This window comes from Ruegeria sp. CL7 (assembly GCF_056536445.1).
This window is the reverse complement of the sequence record NZ_JBQFPQ010000001.1, coordinates 1,069,326-1,093,810: the sequence shown is the minus strand read 5'-3', so window position 1 is coordinate 1,093,810 and position 24,485 is coordinate 1,069,326. Positions and strand designations below refer to the sequence as shown.

Sequence of the window (24,485 nt, the reverse complement as noted above, 5' to 3'; positions counted from 1 at the left end):
CGCGACATGAAAGATTTCGACAGCATTCCCGCTCTGATGGCTGATCTTGGGAAACGTGCCAAAGCGGCATCGCGCGATCTGGCTTTTGCGAGCCCAGAACGCAAACATGCCGCCCTGATTGCAGCGGCCGACGCGGTTTGGGCCAATCGGGCGCAGATCATCGAAGCCAACCGGAAGGATCTGGAGTTCGGCCGAGAAAAAGGTCTGAGCCCGGCGATGATGGATCGGCTGATGCTGGATGAGGCGCGTGTTCAGGGCATGGTCGATGGTCTGCGCGCGGTGGCTGAACAGACCGATCCGGTGGGCGAAGTGCTGGCCGAATGGGACCGCCCGACCGGATTGAAAATCCAACGCGTACGCACCCCGTTGGGTGTGATCGGCGTGATCTACGAAAGCCGCCCCAATGTCACGGCCGACGCAGGTGCGCTGTGTCTGAAATCCGGAAATGCCGTCATTCTGCGCGGCGGCTCCGAGAGCTTTCATTCTTCGACTGCTATTCATGCCTGCCTGGTCGAGGGGCTGAAGGCCGCCGATCTGCCGGAAGATGCGATTCAACTGGTGCCGACGCGTGACCGTGCGGCGGTTCAGGAATTGCTGACCATGACCGACTATGTCGACGTCATCGTTCCGCGCGGCGGCAAGGGGTTGGTCGGGCTGGTCCAGCGTGAGGCCCGTGTGCCTGTTTTTGCCCATCTTGAAGGCATCGTGCACATCTATGTCGACAAGGCCGCTGATCCGCAGAAAACGCTGGACGTGGTGTTGAACGCCAAGACGCGCCGTACCGGGATTTGCGGCGCTGCCGAATGCCTGCTGATCCATCAGGACATCGCCGAAACGCTGGGGCGTGACGTGATCGCCGCGCTGCTGAAAGCAGGGGTCGAGGTACACGCCGAAGGCGCACTTGCAGTCGAGGGTACAATTCCCGCGACGGCGGAGGATTGGGGAAAAGAGTTTCTGGACAGCGTGATCGCGGCCAAGCCCGTCGTCGATATCGACGCCGCCATCGCGCATATCCAACATTACGGGTCGAACCATACCGACTGTATCATGACCGAGGATGACAGGGCCGCGGCCCGTTTCTTTGAGCGCTTAGATAGCGCGATTCTGATGCACAACGCTTCGACTCAGTTCGCCGATGGTGGTGAATTCGGGATGGGCGCCGAGATCGGTATCGCCACGGGCAAAATGCATGCCCGCGGCCCGGTGGGGGCCGCCCAGTTGACCAGTTTCAAATATCTGGTGCGCGGGAACGGAACGATTCGGGATTAAAAACGCAGCACAAGGCGGGTCGCAGCGGTTTCCACGGAAACGCGCCGACCCATCGCGTTTGCCGTTTCCGGCAACAGAGCGAACTGGACCTGTGCGGGGGTAATCTTGTTGGGGAACCGGCCGGTTGCAACGTGTTTCCATAAGGTATTGTCTACGTTCAACTTGTCGGCAGTTCCGGTCACTGTCCAATTGGCGCCTTGGTTCTCGATCTCAACCTCTCCGCCCATCGGCATGGCGCTTTCGCAGCACATGAGCGCAAGGAACGCCAGCTTGATTTGGTTGCGCGGCATGGGCTCGGTCATAAACCAGTTTACCCGCATGCGTCCGGTGCGTTCGATGTCCTTGAGCAGTTCGGCCACTTCGGCGCGGCCCAGCGGCTGTTCTCCTGCTGATCCGAAGGCAACCCGAAAAAACCGGATACGCGCGCCCGCACTGCCGACGCTGCCCGAGATCAACTCCATCTCGGGGCCCTGGACAGCACCAACCATGTCCAACAGCTCCAGCCCGTTGGTGATCGCCCCGATCGGGCTGATCAGATCGTGGCAGATCCGTGAGCCGATCAATTCAGCCAGGTTGACGTTCGTGTTGCCCATGCATACCTCCTGCGGTATCTGCCGCAGGAACCGGAAGCCCCAAATGACAGACATGAATGCTATTCTTGCACCGGGCATGTTTGTTCGCCACCCGGATTTCCCCGAATGGGGTGTCGGACAGGTTCAGTCCAACATCGCAGGCAAGATCACCGTAAACTTTCGCGAGCAGGGGAAAGTGGTAATCGACGGAACACGCATCGCCCTGATGCCGGTCTTTGATCCGTGAAACTGGTTTAAGAAGAGTTAACGGAAAAGACCAGATTCCCACTTGTTGCCTTCCCCCGAAGAACTGAGGTATCAGCCGCGTTGATAAAACAGGATTGATAAGTCTGACATGCCGGACGCTGGCCCCTCGTTCACGATCAAACTGGCGGAAACCCAGGACGAACTGCGCGCAGCGCAGCGGTTGCGTTATGACGTATTTGTGCGCGAACTCGGCGGAGGAGGGGCGCTGGTCGATCATGTGGCCGGGCTGGAACGGGACCGGTTTGATCCCTATTTCGATCACATGCTGGCCCGTGATGATGCGACCGGAGAAGTTGTCGGCGTTTACAGGCTGTTACCGGGGGATCGCGCCGCTGAGTTGGGGCAGTTTTATTCCGAAGACGAATACGATCTGAGCATTCTCAAGCAAAGTGGCCGCAAGTTGCTGGAACTGGGCCGGTCGTGCCTGCACAGGGACTACCGGGGCGGTACGGCCATGTATCATCTCTGGAATGGTCTCTCTCGCTATGTGGCCGAACGCCAGATCGAAGTTCTGTTCGGCGTCGCCAGCTTTCACGGCACGGATGTTCAGGAACTGGCCCAGCCGCTGTCGATGCTGCATCACAATCATCTGGCGCCGCCAGACCTGCGGGTGCGCGCCCAGCCGAGCGTGTTTCAGACCATGGATATTGTCGCACCGGACGCGCTGGATCGTCGCCGTGCCATGGTGCAGGTTCCAGCCCTGATCAAAGCCTATCTGAGGCTTGGCGGGTTTGTGGGTGAGGGGGCGTTCATCGATCATTCCTTCAACACCACCGATGTGTGCCTGATCCTGGATACGAGCCGTATGAACGAGCGGCAGAAGCGCATCTATGGCGGAGCTTGATCCGGTGAATGATCCGCTTTGGAACAGTGAGGATGCGCCGGATCCGATCGAACTGGGTTTTGTCGGCTGGATTCTGGTGATCCTGAGGGGCTTGCCCTTGGCCATCCTTGTGTTCGGTGGGCTGATAGTTCTATTGGCCATTCGACTGATCGAGTTGCCACTTTGTGGTGTTCGTCGTCCCGTCACACCGTTCATCAGCCAGTTCGTGTGCCGAAACGCGTTCCGAATCCTGGGAATCGGATTTCGCTGCTCGGGCGCGTTGATGAAGGAACACGGTGCCGTTGTCGCCAATCACACATCCTGGCTGGATATCTTTGCCCTGAACGCCCGCAAAAGGGTCTACTTCGTGTCCAAGGCAGAAGTTGCGAACTGGCCGGGTATCGGGTGGTTGGCACGGGCCACCGGGACCGTATTCATCGAGAGGGATCGCAAAAAGGCGCGCGAGCAGACGGCGATCTTCGAAGAACGCCTGAAGGCCGGACATAAGCTGTTGTTTTTCCCCGAGGGCACCTCGACCGACGGATTGCGTGTTTTGCCATTTAAAACAACGCTTTTTGCCGCTTTCTTCGCAGACGAGCTGCGGGATTTTATGTATGTTCAACCGGTCTCGGTGGTGTTTCACGCGCCGAAAGGTCAGCCTGACCGGTTCTATGGCTGGTGGGGTGATATGGATTTCGCACCCCATCTGCTCAAGACATTGGGCGCGCGCAGGCAGGGGTCCGTTGAACTGATCTATCACGCACCCGCCCGGGTCAGGGATTTCGCCAACCGTAAGGAACTGGCGGCCCATTGCGAGGCAGCAGTGCGCCACGCGCATGCATTGGCGCGGCTTGAAAAATAAGGGTTTGACCCTTGCGCTGCCTTCAAACCTGCCGTATACGCGCGCCATTCAAACCCGCAGGCGGGGTTTGGGCCTTGTAGGGGAGACATCCCTATCTGGCCCGCCGGTTGGAGCATTCGCTTCTTTCACCCCCGCCGAGGCGTAAACCGGAAAAGGAAAACATAGCATGGCTCTTCCCGAGTTCACCATGCGTCAGCTGCTGGAAGCTGGCGTACACTTCGGTCACCAGACACAGCGTTGGAATCCCCGCATGGGCCCGTTCATCTACGGCTCGCGCAATGGCATCCACATCATGGACCTGACCCAGACCGTTCCGATGCTGGACCAGGCGCTGCAGGCCGTTCGTGACACCGTTGCCAAAGGCGGCCGCGTTCTGTTCGTTGGCACCAAGCGTCAGGCTGCTGGCCCGATCGCGGAAGCGGCTGAAAAGTCGGCTCAGTACTACATGAACCACCGCTGGCTGGGCGGCACGCTGACCAACTGGAAAACCGTTTCCCAGTCGATCAACCGTCTGAACCAGATCGACGAAGCGATGGAATCGGGCGCCGAAGGCCTGACCAAGAAAGAGCGTCTGGGCATGGAGCGTGACCAGGCCAAGCTGCAGGCTTCGCTGGGCGGTATCCGCGAGATGGGCGGCGTTCCTGACCTGCTGTTCGTTATCGACGTCAAGAAAGAAGCACTGGCCATCGCCGAAGCCAACAAGCTGGGTATCCCGGTTGTGGCTGTGGTTGACACCAACTGCTCGCCCGACGGCGTTGACTACATCATCCCCGGCAACGATGACGCAGCCCGCGCCATCGCGCTGTACTGTGATCTGGCCGCACGTGCCGCTCTGGACGGCATGACCGCTCAGATGGGTGCGGCAGGCGTTGACCTTGGCGCATTCGAAGAAGCACCGGTTGAAGAAGTCGTTGCAGAAGAAGCGCCCGCCGAAGCAGAAGCCGCACCGGAAGCCAAAGCCGAAGCGTAAGCTGCCCGTCACGTAAATGACATATGGGGCAGGGTATGACCTGCCCCAATTCCGTTTGAATTGAGGAGAGCCTAAAGATGGCAATCACAGCAGCAATGGTTAAAGAACTGCGCGACTCGACCGGCGCAGGCATGATGGACGCAAAAAAAGCGCTGACCGAAACCGGCGGCAACATGGACGAAGCCGTTGACTGGCTGCGCACCAAAGGTCTGGCCAAAGCGGCCAAGAAATCGGGCCGTACCGCAGCAGAAGGTCTGGTTGCAGTCCACGTCAACGGTGGCAACGGTGTTGCTGTCGAAGTGAACTCGGAAACCGACTTCGTTGCGAAAAACGCCGAGTTCCAGGAAATGGTTGGCAAGATCGCATTTGCCGCAGAAGGCGTTGCAGATGTTGACGCGCTGCTGGCTGCTGATCTGGGTGGCAAATCCGTTGCCGACACCCTGACCGACAAGATCGCCACCATCGGCGAGAACATGTCGGTACGCCGCATGGCCAAACTGTCGGGCGACACTGTTGTGTCCTACGTCCACAACGCAGCCACCAACGGCATGGGCAAAATCGGCGTTCTGGTTGCTCTGACCGGTGGCGACGAAGCGATCGGCAAGCAGGTTGCAATGCACATCGCGGCTGTGAACCCGGCGGCCCTGTCCGAAGCAGACATGGACCCGGCAATTGTCGAAAAAGAAAAGCAGGTCCAGATGGACATCGCCCGCGAATCCGGCAAGCCGGAGCAAGTGATCGAAAAGATGATCGAAGGCCGTATGAAGAAGTTCGTCGCGGAATCGACTCTGCTGAACCAGCAGTTTGTCGTGAACCCTGACCTGACCGTCGAAGCAGCGGCCAAGGAAGCCGGCGCAACCATCACCGGCTTCATCCGTCTGGAAGTTGGCGAAGGTATCGTGGTTGAAAAAGAAGATTTCGCTGCTGAAGTCGCCAAAGCCGCGCAAGGCTAAAACGTTACAGGGAAAGTACCGGCAACGGCCTTTCCCAACAAATCTAAAGGGTTACGCACTGCGTAACCCTTTTTTTCTGCCACCGGCAAAAAGCATACTTCCATAAGTAGAGAAGGATTGGAGGGCCCCGCATGATGGGGATGGTCGAGGCCCCCCAAAATTCCGACACCGGTACGCGGACAAATAAGCGCCCCCTTGTCAGAGTGATCGGAGAGCTTTGTTATTGCAAAGATCCAATCCAATGTTCCCTGGCTAAAGCCACCACTCACGGAACACTCTCACTTTGCAACTTTTACGATTAGTTTGAAAAGTAGTGATTTCCTTACCTAGGGTAAACTGACGCGGGATAGCGTCAAAATATTGCGGTTATGCTTCCATAATGAACATCTGGTTGTGCAGTGACGCCTTGAGAACCGCTTGTGCCGTCGTTTCGACCGAAAGCGCCTCACGCGCGAGTCGCAGGTGCTTCTCTACCGTTGCAGATGTCAGTCCCATCAACAGCGCGATATCCTGAGTGGTTTTCCCGTCACCAACCCACTGCAAAGCTTCGCGTTGGCGTTTGGTAAGTGCCCGGTTCGGCGGAAGAAACGGCAATGTCAGGATTTTCAGGTGGGCGACATTGTTCATAAGCAGAATGTCGTCGCCGTGCTCTTCCCAGACCGCATCCACATCTTCTTGGCTCAGCCCATCATTGGCCGACAGGGAAATCGCCCCCTTCGAGCGCATGGAAACCGAGTTGAAGCTTACGGTATAGCCGGAAACCACGCCCATGGATTTGTTGAACTCGAAAACTTCGCGCTCCTTCGCGGTCATCGTTCCGCCCGAGCTCATGTCCTGCAACATTTTCCAGCTGGCGGCGCCTTCGTTGTCCAAGGCCCACTTCAACATCGGAGCGTGAAAATACAGACCATCCTTGATGAACCCGTCCACATAAGCCCGTTTGTGGTTCGTCAGGATTACGAAATCTTCCGGGTCACCCAAGGACGTGGCCGTCCGGAATTGCGTGTACCCATAGATCAGGCGGGTAAATCCGAACTCGGCCATTTGGCGGCAATGTGCGTCCCACAGGTCTTCCAGGGTTTTGGCGTAGCTGACAAAGCGAAGATATTCCTTGAGCTTCATGTCGCGCTGCCCGCCTTCAGATGGGCCGCGAGCGCGTCCAGCGCGAGGATATAGCTGTGGGCACCGAAGCCACAGATCTGACCCAGTGCGACGGGGGCTATGTAGGACCTGTGCCGAAAGGCTTCCCGGGCATGAATGTTGGAAAGATGCACTTCGACAACCGGCAGTTCCACCGATGCAATCGCATCCATGAGGGCAATCGACGTATGCGTGAACGCGCCTGCGTTCAGTATCAGCCCGCTTTGTACACCGCGGGCCGCGTGAATGGCGTCAAGCAGCACACCTTCGTGATTGGATTGCAGGTGGGTGACGTCCAGCCCAATGGAGGCGCCATGCTGAACGCAACGGTCCTCGATCATATGTAGTGTCGTGCTGCCGTAAACCTCGGGCTGCCGTGTGCCAAGCAGATTGAGGTTTGGGCCATTCAATACCAAAACGTTATGCATGTTTTCACGATCCCCATACTTGGTTCATAGACGCGAAAAGGCCGGGTTGTCTACCTGACTTTGGTGGATTGAATACAGACAGTTGCCCTAAAAACAGACCTTGAGATGGAAGAGTAAACCAAGTTCAGTCCTTCGACATGACGACGCCGCGCGTCCGTTTGGACTTGGGCCGCACATCTACATCCGCTTTTCGTTAGCGGGAAAACAGGTTTTCGGGCGCATTGTCGTCGGTTTCAGTATCCGAACATTGAAACTATCCGGGCTTATCGGCCGGCCCTTTGCGACGCTGAGTAATCCTTGCAAACCGTGTCTGATGCGATTGAAGATTGTCATGTGGAATTTTGGTGCAACCCGGTTTCGCGCCAACGCAGCGGACGGCTAATTGCTGTAAAGACAACAAGGTTTTGAATCTGGTCGGAATGCAACCGAAATCAGATTTAGCAGAGGAACACGACAATGACCCCCGATACCCTTTTCTCGCTGCCCGGCAAAACCGCATTGGTCACCGGAGGCGCCACGGGTATCGGTCGGATGGCCTCAGAGGCGTTGGTCAGGGCCGGCGCGCGCGTGTTGATCGCTTCTCGGAACGGGGACGCGTGTGTCGCGGCCGCCGCCGATCTGAATGCACTGGAGGCACCGGGAAGTGCCGAAGGGTTTGCCGGAGACATCGGCAGCGAGGCAAGTATAGCCAAACTGGTTTCGGACATTCAGGACCGGACGGAAAGGCTTGATATTCTTATGAATAATTCTGGCGTGACCTGGGGAGCACCCATGGGCCAGTTTCCGTATGACGCGTGGGACAAGGTGATGTCGGTCAACGTGGCCGGGGTATTCGAGCTTACCCAAAGGCTGCTGCCGATGTTGATGCAATCCGGAACCGCAGACGATCCGGCCAGGGTCGTGAACGTCGGGTCCGTGATGGGAGAGGTTCCCATGGGGGATGGCGCCTATAGCTATTCAGCCTCCAAGGCTGCGGTACTGCATCTGACAAAAATCATGGCCAAGGAACTGTCGCCCTACCACGTAACGGTCAACGCGCTGGCTCCGGGGCCGTTCGTATCGCGGATGACAGCCTTTGCTACGGCGGATGAGGACAAGCGTGAAAAGGTCGGCAAGTCAGTGCCGCTTGGGCGCGTCGGCTGTGACGAAGATATAGCGGGGTGCGTGCTGTTTCTGTGCGGACGAGGGGGCAGTTATGTAACCGGTTCGATTATCCCGGTTTCTGGTGGGATCAACGTTGTAACATCGGGCAATATCTTCGCCGAAGCCTTCTGAGTCGCGCTGCGGTCAAAGCCGCTCCTGCTCACAACGTGTTGGATTTGTTTCGTTTCTTGTTTTTCGACAGTTCAATTTCCAGGTTCGGCAAGCTGTTCTTGCCAAAGAACATTTCAGAGCCGTAAAACAGGCTGGGAACGCCAAAAACGCCGCGGCGCACGAACGATTTGGTCTGATCCTTCAGGTCCTGTTTGATTTCAGGGCTTGTCATGGCCTCGCGCAACTTGCGAACCGGCAGTTCGTTTTCGTGTAGAATGTCAATCAGAACGGCCAGCTCATCCGCCTTTTGCCCATGCACCCATATGGCATCAAATATGGCGTTTATGTACTTGATTTCCCATGATTTACCGCTGGCGAGCCGGGCGCCGCGCATCGCAAATTTCGTATTGATCGGAAAATGCGGGCTCATGTGAAAGCTCAGCCCGCGACGCCGCGCGAACCGATGCAAGTCGTGGGTAAGATAGGCGGTTTTCTGGCGGTTTTCGGAAAACGCCTGAAACGGGCTTTGGTTATGCGTTGCCTTGAAAACAACAGGCAGAAGGACGGGGGAATACGTGATCTTGGCATTATGCCGCGCGGCCAGCTCTGGCAGCATCTTGTGGGCCAGAAAGGCATTTGGGCTGCAAAAATCGTAAACGAAATCTATGCTTTGCGTCATGCTATTCCTCCCGGCCAATACGGCACGTCGCCGTCCAACAATTTACAAGCGAATCTGTATCGGTTTCACTGTATCACTTGAATTTAAGGCGTGCCTCTTGGCTGTGCTTGTATAACCATTCATTTCAGCCCGGGTTATGCGGTTGTTTCAGGCCCTGCGTATGCTCGATATTAGTCAACTTCTGGTGGAACTCAAAAAATGCTTCGAAAACAAGTCATGTTCGATGAAACGCGCCTGAACCGGATTCGCATCTGGATGGACCGCTATGTTGAGCAGCGCAAATACGCGGGCTCGTCCTTTTTGCTGAAGCACAAGGGGGATGAGGTCTTTTTCCACTCCAGCGGCCTGCGAAATCTTGAACAGGACTTGCCGTTCCAACGCGACACGCTGGTACGCATCTACTCGATGACCAAACCCGTCACGTCTGTTGCCTTGATGATGCTGGCGGAACGTGGGCTGTTTCACCTCGACGCGCCGCTGTCGGATTTCCTTCCCGAGTTCAAACAGATGCAGGCTCTGGTACCCGGCGCGGACAAGCTGGATCAAACCGAGGACGCGGCAAGCCCGACCCTTCATCAGTTGCTGACCCATACTGGCGGTTTCAGCTATCCGTTCAATCCCGGGATACTACCGGAGGCGATGGATGAAAAGGACCTTATTTTCAAACCAAATCAGGGCCTTCTGAAAGATCGCGTACGTGAACTGGCAGAGCTACCCTTGGCTTTCCAGCCCGGAACACGGTGGGAATATTCGGTTGGAACCGATGTGGTTGGGCGCGTTGTCGAGGTCGTCTCGGGACAGACCTTGGAACAATTCTTCCGGCAGGAAATCCTGGCGCCCCTCGAGATGCGCGAAACCGGGTTTTCCGTGCCCGACGGGGCAGGGGACCGGTTCGCCTCGCTTTATACGCCGCTGGCTGGCGACGCGATGGCGTTGAATTCCGCGGACCAAGGAGGCGATACCTTGCGGCTGGTGGATGCCCACGAAACCTCTCCATTCGCGAATGCGACAACGTTCTCGGGCGGCGGTGGGCTGGTTTCCACAATCGATGACTATGTCAAGTTCGTTGACATGCTTCGCAATCGCGGGTCCGGCAACGGGCATCAACTGTTTGGCCCGAAAACGGTGGACTTCATTATGCGCAACCACTTGCCGGGTGATATCGCTTCGATGGGACCAAAGAGCTTTGCGGAACAGCCCATGGAAGGCATGGGATTTGGCCTTGCAGGGTCGATTGTCCTCAACCCGGGTCGGGTGCGCGTGCCAGGGTCCGTCGGTGATTTCAGCTGGGGTGGTATGGCCTCGACCTATTTCTGGATCGACTGGCAGAACGATCTGACGGCTGTGTTCTTCACGCAATTGTCGCCGTCCAGTTCCTATCCATCCCGGGCTGAACTCAAGGCCTTGGTGCACGCCGCCATGATTGAATGATATTGCTTAGGCTGATACCCGGGTTTCGATCAATTAGCCCATGAGCAGACAATGACCGAAGCGGAACGCATCTTATTGGACCTTCTGGATATCGAACGGCTTGAAGTCGATCTTTTCCGCGGCACAGGATCGGGTGGAGAAACACCGACCCGAATTTTCGGCGGTCAGGTCATCGCGCAGGCCCTTGCCGCAGCATACAAAACCGTGGAAGACCGGTTGTGCCATTCCCTGCACGCCTATTTTATCCGCCCCGGGGATCCAGATAAACCTGTTATTTATCAGGTAGATAGAGCGCGTGACGGCGGGTCGTTCACAACCCGTCGCGTTGTCGCCATTCAAAATGGAAAGCAGATCCTGAACATGTCAGCTTCCTTTCACGTTCAGGATGAAGGTTGGGATCATCAGCATCCGATGCCAACCGTGAATCCTCCGCAGACGTACCCATCGCGATCCGAGCTTCGACACGCATATGTGGATCGCGTGCCCGAAGGTTTTCGCGGTGAGCTTCTGCGTGAACGCCCGATCGAAGTCCGCGAGGTGGACCATCTGGATCCGTTCAACCCCGAAGTGTCGGATGACCGCAACAAAACCTGGTTTCGCATGGCGGCTGCCGCGTCTGCGGACGCAAAAACTCAACACCTGCTTTTGGCCTATGCGTCTGATATGAACCTGATGTCGTCAGGTTTGCGACCGCACGGGCTAAGCTGGTTTTCCGGAGAGTTCAACGGCGCCAGTCTGGACCATGCTTTGTGGTTTCATGCACCTGTGAAATTTCAAAACTGGCATCTGTATGTGATGGATTCTCCGTGGACGGGGCAGGGACGCAGCTTTAATCGCGGATCGATCTATTCAGAAGACGGAACCCTGGTCGCGTCGGTAGCTCAGGAAGGTCTTATGAGGAAGGTTCAGAGAAAACGTCAAGTATCCGGCGTAAAGTGTTGATTCAACTTTCGCATTCCGCCCAGCCAGCGATCGTAGTCGGCCGCTTTGAGTTGCAGGTAATCCAACACCTGCGGATGCGGAAGAACCAGAAATCGTTCTTCCCGGATGGCTTGTAAGCAGGTTTCAGCGACGTCTTCGGGTTCCAGCATTCCGTCGATCGATGCTACTGAAACCTCATGTCCTTCAGTCATTTTCGACCGAACCGCCTGAGGACAAAGAACCGAAACCCGCAGACCTTTGGCGCCATATGTCAGCGACAGCCACTCGGCAAATCCGACCGCCGCGTGTTTCGTGACACCGTATGGCGCCGCACCGGGTTGGTTCAGCAAACCCGCCGCAGAGGCCGTCGTCAGAATATATCCGCCGCCGCGACCGATCATACGAGGCACCAAATGGCGCGCGGTCCACACGTGGGACATCACGTTGATTTTCCAAATTTTTTCCCATTGATCATTGGGAACATCCAGACCGCCAAGCGTCAGGATTCCGGCATTTGCACAGAACAGATCAATTGGGCCAACAGTATCTTCGGTGGAATCAATCAACGCTTTGATCTGTTCCTCATCCGAAACGTCACATGTGAAGGCAACGCCGCCAGTTTGGGTTGCGACTTCACGGGCTCCGGCCTCGTCAATATCCGAACAGATGACGCGCGCACCTTCCTGAGCAAAACGTTCCGCCAAACCCCGGCCAATGCCATCTGCGGCACCGGTCACGATGACAGTTTTATCTCTGAGCTCCATGGCGCGTTCCAAAACTAGTTTTGCGTGTTCTGGGCAGAGTGTTCACTTTGCGGCCAAGTTACAAGGAACTACTAATTAATTACCATAATACCGATTATGCGATGTCTAATGCCGCCACGGTGCGCGCGACCCACGAATACGGCTCCTGCCAAAATTCAAACGATTTTGGCGTCATGTGCGCAGGATGTGGTTACCCCAAGGCGTATCCAGCGCCGCGGACGGTTCGTACTGGGTCGGTCCCGCCATATTGCGTCAGAGCTTTGCGCAATCGCCCGATATGCACATCAACGGTTCGCGTATCGACATAGATGTCGCGACCCCAAACCCGGTCCAGCAATTGCTCGCGGCTCCAGACCCTGCCCGGCTTTTCCATGAATGTGCTGAGAAGCCGGAACTCGGTCGGCCCAAGTTTTAGGGGTTTGTTGTCCCGGCTAACCTTGTGCGTCTCGGAGTCAAGAATGATGTCATCGAATTCCAGGCGCAAACCAACGGTCGAAGGACGGACGCGGCGCAATTGCGTGCGAACGCGCGCCATCAGCTCGACCACGGAATATGGTTTGACCACGTAATCATCCGCGCCGGTTTCAAGACCGCGAACTTTGTCGACTTCCTCGGTCCGGGCCGACAACATGATAATCGGGATTGAACGCGTGTCCGGGCGGCTTTTCAGGCGTCGGCAGACCTCGATACCGCTCAGATTGGGCATCATCCAGTCCAGAACAATGATGTCCGGACAGTCTTCGTCTACCAACAGCATGGCTTCTTCGCCGTTGCCAGCCTTTGAAACCCGAAACCCTTCAGCTTCAAGGTTGTAGGCCAAGACTTCACGCTGGGCCATTTCATCCTCTACAACCAGAACGGTAGGTTGATCTGCGGACATCTCACTCGTCTCCTACACGGTTTGCGACGTGTTGTCAGCCTTGGGCCGGGCTTCGGCCGGGCGGTCGCCGGTGACCAGATACACGACCTGTTCGGCGATCGAGGTTACGTGATCGCCCATGCGTTCGATGTTCTTGGCAATGAAATGCAGGTGCATGCAGGCCGAGATATTGCGTGGGTCTTCGGCCATGAACGTCAGAAACTCCCGGAACAGCCCGTTATACATCTGGTCAACCTCTTCATCACGGTTGATGACGTCTGTGGCCAGTTCCGCATCGCGCTGGATATAGGCATCCAGTGCATCACGCAGCATCCGTTCGACCTCGCGTGCCATACGGCGCAGGGCCGCAGCGCTTCCGTTGATCTCGCTGGCATTGACCAGAACCGTGGTTCGTTTGGCGATATTCTTGGCATAGTCGCCAATACGCTCAAGGTTGCCGGATACCTTCAGAACCGACAGGATCAGCCGCAAGTCACCGGCGGTGGGTGCACGCAGCGCAATCAACCTGGCCGTTTCTTCGTTGATCAGTTCTTCAAGCGCGTCGATGGCTTTGTCGCCTTTTCGCACCTCTTGCGCCAACTCTTCATCGCGGGTTTCCAGCGAGCGGGCCGCGCCTATGATGGCGGCCTCGACCAGCCCGCCCATCTTCATGATATGCGCTTGGATCGCCTCGAGGTCGCGATCAAAAGCAGTTGCAATATGTTGTTCGCTCATTGTCAGATACCTGTGCTTAGCCGATGCGGCCGGTAATGTAGCTTTCCGTGCGCGGATCTATCGGATTGGTAAAAATCTGCCCGGTTTCACCGAATTCAACCAGATTGCCCAAGTGGAAAAAGGCCGTTTTCTGACTGACCCGTGCCGCCTGCTGCATCGAGTGGGTGACGATCACAACGGAAAACCGCGACCTCAGTTCGTCGATCAACTCTTCGACCTGTGCGGTCGCAATCGGATCAAGGGCCGAACACGGCTCGTCCATCAACAGAACTTCGGGTTCGGTGGCGACGGCCCGGGCGATGCACAAACGCTGCTGCTGGCCGCCGGACAGGCCGGTTCCAGGTGCATCCAGACGATCCTTGACCTCATCCCAGATCGCGCCGCGGCGCAAGGATTTTTCCACGATTTCATCCAGTTCCGCCTTGTTGCGGGCCATGCCGTGAATGCGCGGGCCATAGGCCACGTTGTCATAGATCGATTTCGGGAACGGGTTGGGTTTTTGGAACACCATCCCGACCTTGGCGCGCAACTGGACCGGATCGACACGCTTGTCATAGATGTCTTCACCATCCAGCAGGATGTCGCCTTCGACGCGGCAGATATCGATGGTATCGTTCATCCGGTTCAGGCAGCGCAGGAAGGTGGACTTGCCACAACCAGATGGCCCTATGAAGGCCGTGACGGTCTTGTCTTCGATCTCAACGCTCACGTCCTTGATGGCGTGGGTTTCACCGTAGAAAACCTGTACGTTCTTGGCGTTGATCTTGATGTCTTTGGAGTCCACGGTTCTCTCCACTCGTGTCATGTCGTTCATTCCAGCCCCCATTTACCAGCGGCGTTCAAAGCGGCGGCGCAAGATGATTGCGATGATATTCATGGTCAGCAGGAACATCAAAAGTATGATGATCCCACCCCACGCCTTCTCGTAAAAGCCAACGTCAGCACGTGCGGCCCATGTATAGATCTGGGCGGGCATGGCTGAATTCGGCTCGGTAAAGCCTGCCAGAAAGCCGTCAGGATAACCGCGCGCGACAAATCCAACCATGCCGATCAGCAAAAGAGGTGCGGTTTCTCCCAAGGCTTGCGCCAGACCGATGATGGTACCCGTCAGAATGCCCGGCGCAGCCAGCGGCAGCACGTGGTGAAACACCGCCTGCATTTTTGACGCCCCTACCCCAAGCGCCGCGTCGCGGATCGACGGAGGCACGGCCTTCAAAGACGCGCGGGTCGAGATGATGATCGTCGGAAGCGTCATCAGGGTCAGAACCAGACCGCCGACCAGCGGTGCCGATTGCGGCAGGTGCATGAACTGAATGAAAACGGCCAGGCCCAGAATACCGAAGACGATGGACGGAACCGCGGCCAGGTTCGAAATGTTCACTTCGATCAGGTCGGTCAGCTTGTTCTGCGGCGCAAATTCTTCGAGGTAGATCGAAGCTGCAACGCCAATCGGCAGAGACAGACACAGAACGACCAGCATCATGAAGAATGATCCCACAACCGAGACACCGATGCCTGCGCCGCCGGGGTTGTCCACGCCTGCGTCCGCTCCGGTGATGAAGGGCCAGTTGAATGCCTGCTTGATGATGCCGGCCTGTTCCAGCGCATCGACCAGATCCAGATCGCTTTTTTGCAGAAACCGGCTGTCTTGTATCGTGTCGCGGGATACGCGGCCTTTGAAGTATCCGTCCACCCGGCTGGATGCTGCCAGATCGAATTGAACCGGCTGGCCCAGCTTGTCAGGGTTTTCTGTATAGAAGGTCCGGATCGTTCCGCCGACTTTACCCAAAAGACGCTCGATCGCGGCCTCATCAAAATCAACGCTGATTCCGCGTTCAGCAAGTTCACTGTTCAACTGGGCGACGAACAAGTCGGAATAGACTTTTGTCTTGAACAGGGCCCCTTCGGCCTCGTCCCGCTGCGGTTCGGTCAGTGTGAATTCAATGCTGACGACCGTGCGTTGGAAGGCCGGAATCCCCTGCGACAGGATCGAAGCGAACAGAACAACCAGAAAGAACAGACCGGTTGCGATTGCGGCGATGCCATAAGCGCGGAACCGTTTCTCGGCTTTGGCACGTTTCGTCGTACGTTCATCCGGAGCCGTAAGCGAGATCATATGGCGACCGGATTGGGGGCTTTGCATACTGGTGTCGGTCATTCGTACTGCTCCCGATACTTGCGCACGATATACAGGGCACACACGTTGAGCCCCAAGGTTAGAATGAAAAGGGTCATGCCAAGTGCGAAGGCGACCAGTGCCTCGGGCGAGGCAAAGTCGGCGTCCCCCGTCAACTGGCTGACGATCTTAGCTGTCACGGTTGTCATGGCTTCGAACGGGTTCAGGCTGAGGCGGGCCGCGGCCCCTGCCCCGAGAACCACGATCATGGTCTCGCCGATGGCGCGCGATGCCGCCAGAAGGATCGCGCCGACGATACCGGGCAACGCGGCGGGCAGAACGACCTGACGGATGGTTTCCGATTGCGTGGCGCCAAGACCGTAGGAACCATCGCGCATTGCCTGCGGCACGGCGTTTATAATGTCGTCAGACAGCGATGAGACAAACGGGATCAACATGATCCCCATCACCAGACCCGCAGTCATGACGGCGGTGCCGGCTTTCATCCAGCCCAGGCCATTTTCACCAAAAACATCCAACAGCAGCGGACCAACGGTCAACAAAGCGAAGAGACCGTAAACGATGGTCGGAATCCCGGCCAGCACCTCAAGCAGCGGCTTGGCGACAGAGCGCAAGCGGGGCGAAGCGTATTCGCTGAGATAGATCGCGGCAAACAACCCGATCGGCACTGCAACCAGCAACGCCACGACAGAGATGTAGAGCGTCCCCCACAGCAGCGGCAAGATACCAAGTTCGGACAACCCGCCGCGGCCCGAAAAGCTGGGCGCCCAGGTCATGCCGAAAAAGAAATCTGACGCCGGGTATAGTTTGAAGAACTCCCAGGTGTTGAACACAAGAGACAGGACAATGCCCACCGTTGTTAGAATGGCAACCGACGCGGCCGCCATAAGCAGGACACGAACCCCCTGTTCCACAACGTTGCGCGCACGGTATTCGGCGTTGGTTTGCAACCAGCCCGCTACGGCACCGATCAAGGCAACCGCGACAACGGCAATGGACATGATCGCATACCCGGTCGAGCTCATGGCGCGATAGCTCTGCGCAGCGCGCAATACCGGTTGAGTGATGTCCGAGGTCACCACCTGCCCCGCGTCCTTCAAAAGCTGGGTGATCTCGGCGACATTCGCATCGGCATCACTGGCGGCGTTCTCGGTCAGGTTTCCTTGCGCAACCGCATTGTCCAGCCCGGCGGCTGTGCGGCGTACTTCGGCCATCACCAGGCTGCGAGAGGAACCTTCCTTTATCACGGAGTCGGATATCATGCCCGACACCTGCGCATTGAGAAAGAAAGGCTGCGCCAACAGCCACACGATCAAGAGGCCGAAGGCCGGCACAAGCGTCTTCAGCGCAACGTTTGCACCATAAAATGATGGCAGGGAATGCAGATTCCGACTGTCACCACCAGCGTTTTGCAGCGCGCGTTTGCGTCCCAACAGATAGCCGACAGCCGCGATCGCCGAAACGATCAGAAAGAGCCAAAGTATCGGCATAACACCCCCATTGCCTTCGATTGCGTGTAGTAAAAAGACAGTGAAGGGGCGACTGATCCGTCGCCCCTATTTGCGTTAAACTGACGTCAGGCTCAGCTGCCCGAACCCATGGTGACTTCGTTGGAGATCGCGTCCTGAGTTTTTGCCAGTTCGGGATCGGCGACCAGGCCATAGTTGGCAAGCGGGCCCGACGGACCGGCGATTTCGTCATGGGTGAAGAACTGCGCGTATTCCTTCAGGCCCGGGATCACGCCGATATGAGCTTTCTTCACGTAGAAGAACAGCGGGCGAGAAACCGGATATTCGCCGGTCGAGATGGTTTCGGTCGACGGTGCGACACCCGACATGGTGGCAACCTTCAACTTGTCGGTGTTGTTCTCGTAGAACGCCAGACCAAACACGCCGATACCGTTGGGGTTGGTGTCGATACGCGCCAGGGTTTCGGTGTAGTCACCGTCGATATCGACCGATTTGCCGTCGGTGCGAACCGCAAGACAGGCGTCTTCAGCGTCGTCCTCGCTCATACCGCCCGCGATCATGGCTTCCATGGCGCCGGTTTCTTCACAGCCGATCAGCAGAACTTTTTCTTCGAATACTTCGCGGGTGCCGTGCTTGGTGCCCGGGATGAAGCCTGCGATTTCAACATCGGGCAGTTCCGGGTTGAACTCGGCCCAGGTGTTGTACGGGTTGTCAACGATCTGGCCGTCTTTCAGAACTTTTGCACCCAGAGCGTTGAAAATGTCGGACGGTTCGAACGCGGTAAAGGCAGGCCCGGTCTGCTGGCTTGCGAATACGATGCCGTCATAACCGATGCGGACTTCCATGATGTCGGTCACACCGTTTTCGGCACAGGCTTTGATCTCTTTTTCACGGATCGCGCGGGATGCGTTTGCAACGTCGATGGTGTTTTCGCCAACGCCTTCGCAGAACCGCTTCAGACCAGCCGACGAACCGCCGGATTCAACAACCGGAGTTGGAAAGTCTGTGTTTTCACCGAACAGTTCGGCTACGATCGAGGCATAAGGCAGAACGGTCGACGAACCGGCGATCTGAACATTGTCACGCGCCGCAGCAGTGGTCGCCGAGACGGCAGCGATAGCCAGCGCAGATGCCGACAGTTTTACAAAGGACATTTCAGTCTCCCTGAAAAGATGTGCTTGATCACCACCATGATGATCCTGCGGGGACCCCTATGGCGCGTGCGTAAGCCTTTTGTGACACATGCGTAACGGTTTTATGACAGCAGGGGTTTTTTTGCGTTTTTTCCAATGAAACGCCAATGCCCCACGGGGTCAGATCAAAAGCAGACTTGCATTCCAAGCTGTTTCAACGGGGCAAAATAACTGTAAAGACAGAGCCTTTTCCCAATTCGCTTTCGACACGAAGTCTTCCACGATGGCGATTGACGATATGCTTCACGATCGCAAGGCCAAGCCCGGTTCCGCCCAGCTGCCGCGACCTGTGGCTGTCGGCGCGATAGAATCGCTCTGTCAGGCGCGGCAGGTGAACGGCATCTATGCCGGGGCCTTTGTCTATGAACTGGATTCGGACCGCCGGGCCGCGCATCGCCGGATCCCTGTCCACCGGCAGGACACGTACCGTAATACTACCGCCACTGGCACCATACTTGATCCCGTTCTCGATAAGATTGGTGAAAACCTGTCGCAACTGGTCGCCGTCACCGGTGGCTGAAAGCGGGCCGTTTTTCACGTCCAGCGACAAAACCACACCGGCGTCTTCGGCAAGGGGCCGCAGCGAGTTTATCGTGGATTGAAGAAGACCGGTAAGTTCCAGCTGTTGTCTGGGTCGAACACGTTCTTCGCTTTCGACCCGGTTCAACGACAACAGATCCCCGACCAGACGGTTCATCCGGTTGGCCTCATCGGCCATGATCTTGAGGAACCGGTCACGCGCGGCGGGGTCATCCCGGGCCGGACCGCGCAGGGTTTCGATAAACCCCATCAAGGCAGTCAACGGCGTGCGCAATTCATGGCTGACATTGGCCACGAAATCCCTCCGCATCTGGCTGGCGTGCTCCAGATGGGTGGTGTCCTGAAACGTGACCATAACGGCCCCTTCCGAAGCGACCCCGTTCATGTATCTGCATTCAACTGTGTATGTTGTGTCCTGCGCGCCGTCATTGGACAGATGACGTGCTTTCTTTGCGCTTCTGCTTGTCAGGCATTGCTCGATCGCGTCCAGAACCTGTGGCTGTCGCAATATGGTCGCAAAATGACGTCCAACAATGTTCTGGCCCAGAAGGGACGTTGCATCCGTGTTCGCGGCAATGATCCGTTCGGTCTGATCCACCATCAGCGCCGGCAGAGGGATCGCAAGAACAATGTCCTCAAGAACGTCTTCGGTCATGCGTCAAAACCCACTCATTCCGCCGCGTTAAAGCGCAGGTTTCAGGGTTTCGCGGAATTTGCGCATGTTTTCCTGATAGTGCAGCGCACTGAACGTGATCCTTTGCGCCGCAGCCTCATCCAGCTGGCGTACGACCTTGCCCGGCGATCCCATGACAAGCGAATTGTCGGGGATTTCCTTGCCCTCGGTGATCAGGGCCCCTGCTCCGATCAGACAGTTCCGGCCGATCTTTGCCCCGTTCAGGACGATCGCGCCCATTCCGACCAACGTGTTTTCGCCTATGGTGCAGCCATGCAGCATCACCTTGTGGCCGATGGTGCAATTTCGACCAATTGTCAGGGGAAAACCGGCATCGATATGCATCACGCAGTTTTCCTGAACGTTGCTGCCCTCGCCGATCCGGATTTCTTCGTGATCCGCGCGAATAGTACATCCGAACCAGACCGAGGCTCCTTGCTCCAGCACAACCTTGCCAATCAGATTGGCATCCGGCGCGACCCAGGTGTCGTCGTGAATGTGCGGAGCGTGCTCGCCCAAAGCGTAAACTGTCATGACAGTCCCTCGAATTCTCTCTGCAACTTGCGGACGTGCTGTTGCAACCTGGGTTGCTGAATGCGGCGCATCCGTTCCGCGCTGACGATGGTTTTCAGCTTTTCTTCGGTTGCCTTGAGGTCATCGTTGATCAGGACGTAGTCGTAATAGCCCCAGTGACTGATTTCATCCCAGCTTTTGAGCATCCGACGGGCGATGACGTCATCACTGTCCTGCCCGCGCGTTTCCAGCCGGCGGCGCAGCTCGGGGATGGACGGCGGCAGAATGAAAATCGATAACGCGTGTTTGCCCAGATCCGAATTCCGGATCTGCACTTCGCCCTGCCAATCGACGTCGAACAATACGTCCTTACCGGCATTGATCGAATTTTTGACCGGCTCGGCAGGCGAACCATAGAAGTTTCCGAATACATGGGCGTGTTCCAGCATCTGCCCATCAGCGACCTGCTGTTTGAACTCGTCCTCGGACAGGAAGAAATACTCGCGCCCATGCTCTTCCCCGGGGCGCGGGGCACGGGTCGTCGCCGAGATCGAGAATTCCAGATCCGTATCCCAGGCCATCAGCCGTCTGGCCAGGGTCGATTTGCCCGCTCCGGACGGAGAAGACAGGATGATTAGTAGGCCTCGGCGGTCCGCCATGTCAGTCGTTCCCATTCTTATTCCACATTCTGCACTTGCTCGCGCATCTGATCGATCACCGCTTTCAGTTCCAGCCCGACCGATGTCAGGTCCGAGCTTTGCGCCTTGGAACACAGCGTGTTGGCTTCGCGATTGAACTCTTGCATCAGGAAATCCAGCTTGCGGCCCACGGCCCCTTCCTGTGCCAACAACTCACGAGCGGCCCCTACATGCGCGGTCAGGCGATCGATTTCTTCGGTGATATCCGCCTTGACCGCGATCATCGCCAGCTCTTGCGCGACACGATCGGGATCCGCGCCCTGCGCATTCTCCAGCACCCGCGCGAGATTCTCGCGCAGCCCCTCGGTCATCTTGTCTTTGCGTTGCTCGGCAATCTCTGCGGCCTGCGCCGTCAGTTCCGCGACCTGATCCAGTTGCGTGTTCAAGACCGCGGCCAAAGCTGCCCCTTCGGTTTTGCGCATATCTATGAACGCCGCCAGAAGGTCTTTGAATTCGGACGTCAGATGAGCAACAAGCGGAGCCGGATCGTCGGCCTCGGTTCCTGCGTCCATCATCCCCTTGAGCGCCAAAAGATCTGACGCACGCGACGGCGCAAGCGTGATGCCGCGCGCAGCTGCCAGCGCTTCCGTTCGCTCAAGAGCGGTCAGGGCCGCAGCCATCGCGGTTTCGTTCAAGGCCAGTTCCGGGGCAGAATCCTCGCGGTTCAAGCGCATCGACAGGGTCACGTTTCCCCGGCTCAGGGATTTGGACAGGGACGCCCGCAACGCGACTTCGAGACCGGTCAACCAATCGGGCACGCGCAGACGCATGTCCAGCCCCTTACCGTTTACGCTGCGAAGTTCCCACGACCAGCTGTGCGGGCCAAAAGTTCCCTTCCCCGAGGCAAACCCGGTCATGGATCTGATCATGATGGCCCTTTCCTGTTCCCCAGCTGTTTCGAGCATGTGCGCACCTAATGCCATTGACTGGTGCAGAGCAAGAGTTTGCTGAAGACGCATTTGTTTGGCGCAAGTTAACCATTCGTTAAAGAATTGCTCCAAAATTGAATTAACCCGAGTCAAAATACCCTTAGCAATGGTTTGCGGGCCGTAGATGCTTCCATTGTGTTGCATTTTATGAAAAAGGCGGCCAATTGACGGTAGGGTGATGAAAATGAAAACCTTTTTCGGGATAGGTTCCGGGTCAGAATTTGGAAAGATCGTCGCAATGGATCGCTTTGACAGTGGGCGCAGCCTATCGCCGATCCGCCAGGCCGAGGCGTATTGGACCGCATTGTTGAGCGGCGACAGCGTGCCGATGCGGTCTCAAATCGACCCGCGCGGTCTTGAGAATGTTCTTGAATATACTTTCATCCTGGAACGCATCGCACCCGGCCTGGCCCGTTTTCGTCTGGCAGGCAGCCATCTGAACGCGCTTGCAGGTATGGAAGTGCGGGGAATGCCGTTGACCGCGTTCTTTCAACCCGATGCCCGCGCACAGACCAAGGATGTACTGGAACAGGTATTTGCGTCCCCTGCTGTTGCCGAATTGAGTCTGAACTCGGACGGGGTGTTGGGACGTACCCGGATGCAGGCCCGGATGATCCTTCTGCCGCTGAAAAGTGACCTTGGGGATGTCAGCCGTATTTTGGGGGTCATGATCGCCGATGGCGCAATCGGCAAGACACCGCGCCGGTTTTCACTGACCGATACGCGGATCAAACCGGTTTCTGAAATTCAGGTACCCGCGCCCACACTGCGCCGCCCTGTGGAAGGTTTTGCTGAGGAACAACGCGAATTCAAACGCTCTGCCGGCCATCTGCATCTGGTGGTGTCTCGCGACGATTGAGACCCGCCAATTGCCGTGATCAGAAACAGCGGGCCGATGGCCCGCTGTTGTCAGTGTTTCGGATGCGCTCAGCTTACCGCGCGTTTCGAGCCGTTGCGACGCAGGTTGGTCAGCTCTTCCGCCACCAGGAACGCAAGTTCCAGCGACTGCGATGCGTTCAAGCGCGGATCGCAGGCGGTGTGGTAGCGGTCCGACAGGTCTTCTTCGGTCACGGCACGTACACCGCCGGTGCATTCGGTCACATCCAGCCCGGTCATTTCGAAATGCACACCGCCGGGGATGGTTCCCTCGGCCTGATGCACTCCGAAAAAGTCACGCACCTCGCGCAGAACAGAATCAAACGGGCGGGTTTTATAGCCCGTGGCCGATTTGATCGTGTTTCCGTGCATGGGGTCGCAGACCCAGGTGACCTTGGCGCCCTCTTCCTTGACCGCCTTGATCAGACGCGGCAGATGCTCGCCCGCTTTGCCCGCGCCGAAGCGCGCGATCAGGGTCAGCCGCCCCTCTTCGTTGTCCGGGTTCAGCTTTGACATCAGAACCTTGAGGTCCTCGGCCGTAGTGGTTGGGCCGCATTTCAGACCTATCGGGTTCAGTACCCCGCGGCAGAACTCGACATGCGCGCCGTCGGGTTGACGGGTGCGGTCGCCGATCCAGATCATGTGACCGGAGCCAGCCAGCCAGTTGCCCGAGGTGGAATCCAGTCGCGTCAGTGCCTCTTCGTATTCCAGCAACAGCCCTTCGTGGCTGGTGTAGAATTCGACGGTCGAGAATTCATGGGTTGTTTCCGCAGTGATTCCAGCGGCTTCCATGAAGTCGATGGTGTCCTGAATACGATCGGCAACCTCGGAATATTTCTGAACGTCCTGTTCATCCGCGAAACCCAAAGTCCAGGCATGCACGCGGCTCATATCCGCGAAGCCGCCGGTTGAGAACGCCCGCAGCAGGTTCAGCGTCGCCGCCGCCTGCGTGTAGGCCTGCAACATCTTGTTGGGATTCGGAATCCGGGCTTCGGGCGTGAAGGCCAATTCGTTGATGATGTCGCCGCGGTAGCTTGGCAGTTCCACACCATTCACGACTTCGGTCGGGGCACTGCGTGGTTTGGCAAATTGCCCGGCCATACGACCGACTTTGACCACTGGCACCTTGGCGCCATAAGTCAAAACCATCGCCATTTGCAGCATCACCTTGAAGGTGTCACGGATCGCATCAGCGCTGAATTGTTCAAAGCTTTCAGCGCAATCCCCGCCTTGCAGAAGGAAGGCCTCGCCGCGCCCGGCGGCACCCAGATGCTGTTTGAGACGCCGCGCCTCGCCTGCAAAGACCAGCGGGGGATACTTTGAAAGCTGAGCCTCGACCTTGGCCAGCGCGGCCGCGTCGGTATAATCTGGCATCTGAACCCGGGGCTTGTTGCGCCAGTTCGATTTTTGCCATTCGGTCATAGCTTTGATCTCCGCTGAAGTTTTCAGGTGGTCTCTATACAAAATGCAATGAAGAGTGACCATATCCCATTTGCGCCTCTTGACGACGCAAACAAGCTTTGATCATGG

26 protein-coding genes are annotated in these 24,485 nt (G+C 57.1%); 10 read left to right on the top strand and 16 right to left on the bottom strand.

The genetic code is table 11. The features are described 5' to 3' along the window. The first annotated feature begins 6 nt into the window (after nucleotides 1-6). Nucleotides 7-1,269, top strand: coding sequence for a glutamate-5-semialdehyde dehydrogenase (locus tag ACR0LI_RS05510; RefSeq protein ID WP_480718146.1), 1,263 nt, complete (start codon nucleotides 7-9; stop codon nucleotides 1,267-1,269). Here ACR0LI_RS05510 and ACR0LI_RS05505 read toward each other — a convergent pair. Further along, nucleotides 1,266-1,862 (bottom strand): histidine phosphotransferase family protein, encoded by a 597-nt coding sequence (locus ACR0LI_RS05505; RefSeq protein ID WP_480718145.1) that lies wholly within the window; start codon nucleotides 1,860-1,862, stop codon nucleotides 1,266-1,268. The genes ACR0LI_RS05510 and ACR0LI_RS05505 overlap by 4 nt on opposite strands. A 43-nt stretch (nucleotides 1,863-1,905) precedes the next feature. On the opposite strand from ACR0LI_RS05505, the gene ACR0LI_RS05500 reads away from it, so the two are divergent. The 5 genes from ACR0LI_RS05500 to tsf all read left to right on the top strand — a co-directional run bounded on the left by ACR0LI_RS05500 (nucleotide 1,906) and on the right by tsf (nucleotide 5,716). Next, nucleotides 1,906-2,088, top strand: coding sequence for a DUF3553 domain-containing protein (locus tag ACR0LI_RS05500; protein ID WP_050602459.1), 183 nt, complete (start codon nucleotides 1,906-1,908; stop codon nucleotides 2,086-2,088). A gap of 108 nt (nucleotides 2,089-2,196) precedes the next feature. Further along, entirely contained in the window at nucleotides 2,197-2,952 is a 756-nt protein-coding gene (gene olsB / locus ACR0LI_RS05495; RefSeq protein WP_171632503.1) for an L-ornithine N(alpha)-acyltransferase, read from the top strand. Continuing rightward, nucleotides 2,939-3,793, top strand: a complete 855-nt coding sequence (gene olsA, locus ACR0LI_RS05490) for a lyso-ornithine lipid O-acyltransferase (protein WP_209833152.1) — start codon at nucleotides 2,939-2,941, stop codon at nucleotides 3,791-3,793. The genes olsB and olsA overlap by 14 nt, the downstream gene beginning before the upstream one ends. Before the next feature lie 166 nt (nucleotides 3,794-3,959). Further along, nucleotides 3,960-4,763: a 30S ribosomal protein S2 gene (gene rpsB, locus ACR0LI_RS05485; RefSeq protein WP_171723284.1), complete on the top strand. Its 804-nt coding sequence runs from the start codon at nucleotides 3,960-3,962 to the stop codon at nucleotides 4,761-4,763. Nucleotides 4,764-4,840: 77 nt separating this feature from the next. Beyond that, nucleotides 4,841-5,716: a translation elongation factor Ts gene (tsf, locus tag ACR0LI_RS05480; RefSeq protein WP_171723283.1), complete on the top strand. Its 876-nt coding sequence runs from the start codon at nucleotides 4,841-4,843 to the stop codon at nucleotides 5,714-5,716. A 366-nt stretch (nucleotides 5,717-6,082) separates the two neighbouring features. On the opposite strand, the gene ACR0LI_RS05475 is transcribed toward tsf, so the two are convergent. Continuing rightward, the gene (locus tag ACR0LI_RS05475) at nucleotides 6,083-6,838 is read right to left on the bottom strand and encodes an autoinducer binding domain-containing protein (protein WP_171632496.1); all 756 of its coding nucleotides are present in this window, start codon (nucleotides 6,836-6,838) and stop codon (nucleotides 6,083-6,085) included. After that, a complete protein-coding gene (gene aroQ / locus ACR0LI_RS05470) occupies nucleotides 6,835-7,284 on the bottom strand; it encodes a type II 3-dehydroquinate dehydratase (protein WP_171632493.1) in 450 nt (149 codons plus the stop codon). The genes ACR0LI_RS05475 and aroQ overlap by 4 nt, the downstream gene beginning before the upstream one ends. A 456-nt stretch (nucleotides 7,285-7,740) precedes the next feature. On the opposite strand from aroQ, the gene ACR0LI_RS05465 reads away from it, so the two are divergent. Next, on the top strand, nucleotides 7,741-8,559 hold the full coding sequence (locus tag ACR0LI_RS05465; RefSeq protein WP_171723281.1) for an SDR family oxidoreductase: 819 nt from the start codon (nucleotides 7,741-7,743) through the stop codon (nucleotides 8,557-8,559). Nucleotides 8,560-8,587: 28 nt separating this feature from the next. On the opposite strand, the gene ACR0LI_RS05460 is transcribed toward ACR0LI_RS05465, so the two are convergent. Continuing rightward, nucleotides 8,588-9,217 (bottom strand): 2-hydroxychromene-2-carboxylate isomerase, encoded by a 630-nt coding sequence (locus ACR0LI_RS05460; RefSeq protein ID WP_209833148.1) that lies wholly within the window; start codon nucleotides 9,215-9,217, stop codon nucleotides 8,588-8,590. A gap of 198 nt (nucleotides 9,218-9,415) precedes the next feature. Here ACR0LI_RS05460 and ACR0LI_RS05455 point away from each other — a divergent pair, with 198 nt between their 5' ends. Continuing rightward, complete coding sequence (locus ACR0LI_RS05455) at nucleotides 9,416-10,648, top strand: serine hydrolase domain-containing protein (protein WP_480718144.1); 1,233 nt, start codon at nucleotides 9,416-9,418, stop codon at nucleotides 10,646-10,648. A gap of 51 nt (nucleotides 10,649-10,699) precedes the next feature. Further along, nucleotides 10,700-11,590 carry an acyl-CoA thioesterase gene (locus ACR0LI_RS05450; protein ID WP_171632482.1) on the top strand — a complete coding sequence of 297 codons (891 nt, stop codon included), beginning with the start codon at nucleotides 10,700-10,702 and terminating at the stop codon, nucleotides 11,588-11,590. Here ACR0LI_RS05450 and ACR0LI_RS05445 read toward each other — a convergent pair. The 11 genes from ACR0LI_RS05445 to ACR0LI_RS05395 form a co-directional block, all read right to left on the bottom strand. Beyond that, nucleotides 11,566-12,333 (bottom strand): SDR family oxidoreductase, encoded by a 768-nt coding sequence (locus ACR0LI_RS05445; protein WP_480487558.1) that lies wholly within the window; start codon nucleotides 12,331-12,333, stop codon nucleotides 11,566-11,568. The genes ACR0LI_RS05450 and ACR0LI_RS05445 overlap by 25 nt on opposite strands. A 190-nt stretch (nucleotides 12,334-12,523) precedes the next feature. Next, a complete protein-coding gene (gene phoB, locus ACR0LI_RS05440; protein WP_152457978.1) occupies nucleotides 12,524-13,213 on the bottom strand; it encodes a phosphate regulon transcriptional regulator PhoB in 690 nt (229 codons plus the stop codon). A gap of 12 nt (nucleotides 13,214-13,225) precedes the next feature. Further along, on the bottom strand, nucleotides 13,226-13,927 hold the full coding sequence (gene phoU / locus ACR0LI_RS05435) for a phosphate signaling complex protein PhoU (RefSeq protein ID WP_171632476.1): 702 nt from the start codon (nucleotides 13,925-13,927) through the stop codon (nucleotides 13,226-13,228). A 16-nt stretch (nucleotides 13,928-13,943) separates the two neighbouring features. Beyond that, nucleotides 13,944-14,741, bottom strand: coding sequence for a phosphate ABC transporter ATP-binding protein PstB (pstB, locus tag ACR0LI_RS05430; protein ID WP_152457980.1), 798 nt, complete (start codon nucleotides 14,739-14,741; stop codon nucleotides 13,944-13,946). Between the two features lie 12 nt (nucleotides 14,742-14,753). Next, the gene (gene pstA, locus ACR0LI_RS05425) at nucleotides 14,754-16,085 is read right to left on the bottom strand and encodes a phosphate ABC transporter permease PstA (RefSeq protein WP_171632473.1); all 1,332 of its coding nucleotides are present in this window, start codon (nucleotides 16,083-16,085) and stop codon (nucleotides 14,754-14,756) included. Next, entirely contained in the window at nucleotides 16,082-17,554 is a 1,473-nt protein-coding gene (gene pstC / locus ACR0LI_RS05420; protein ID WP_171632471.1) for a phosphate ABC transporter permease subunit PstC, read from the bottom strand. Before pstC ends, pstA begins: the two co-directional genes overlap by 4 nt. Nucleotides 17,555-17,646: 92 nt before the next feature. Continuing rightward, on the bottom strand, nucleotides 17,647-18,687 hold the full coding sequence (locus ACR0LI_RS05415; protein ID WP_171632468.1) for a substrate-binding domain-containing protein: 1,041 nt from the start codon (nucleotides 18,685-18,687) through the stop codon (nucleotides 17,647-17,649). A 193-nt stretch (nucleotides 18,688-18,880) separates the two neighbouring features. Then, nucleotides 18,881-19,921, bottom strand: coding sequence for a sensor histidine kinase (locus tag ACR0LI_RS05410; protein WP_480718143.1), 1,041 nt, complete (start codon nucleotides 19,919-19,921; stop codon nucleotides 18,881-18,883). Nucleotides 19,922-19,948: 27 nt separating this feature from the next. Continuing rightward, nucleotides 19,949-20,473, bottom strand: a complete 525-nt coding sequence (locus ACR0LI_RS05405; protein ID WP_480718142.1) for a gamma carbonic anhydrase family protein — start codon at nucleotides 20,471-20,473, stop codon at nucleotides 19,949-19,951. Then, a complete protein-coding gene (gene gmk / locus ACR0LI_RS05400; RefSeq protein WP_171328399.1) occupies nucleotides 20,470-21,111 on the bottom strand; it encodes a guanylate kinase in 642 nt (213 codons plus the stop codon). Before gmk ends, ACR0LI_RS05405 begins: the two co-directional genes overlap by 4 nt. Nucleotides 21,112-21,128: 17 nt before the next feature. Beyond that, complete coding sequence (locus ACR0LI_RS05395) at nucleotides 21,129-22,019, bottom strand: YicC/YloC family endoribonuclease (protein WP_480718141.1); 891 nt, start codon at nucleotides 22,017-22,019, stop codon at nucleotides 21,129-21,131. 244 nt (nucleotides 22,020-22,263) lie between these two features. Here ACR0LI_RS05395 and ACR0LI_RS05390 point away from each other — a divergent pair, with 244 nt between their 5' ends. Beyond that, a complete protein-coding gene (locus tag ACR0LI_RS05390; protein WP_480619393.1) occupies nucleotides 22,264-22,938 on the top strand; it encodes a PAS domain-containing protein in 675 nt (224 codons plus the stop codon). 68 nt (nucleotides 22,939-23,006) lie between these two features. Here the strand turns inward: ACR0LI_RS05390 and ACR0LI_RS05385 are convergent, their stop codons facing one another. Then, complete coding sequence (locus ACR0LI_RS05385) at nucleotides 23,007-24,377, bottom strand: class II 3-deoxy-7-phosphoheptulonate synthase (RefSeq protein ID WP_171115908.1); 1,371 nt, start codon at nucleotides 24,375-24,377, stop codon at nucleotides 23,007-23,009. Nucleotides 24,378-24,485: the final 108 nt, after the last annotated feature.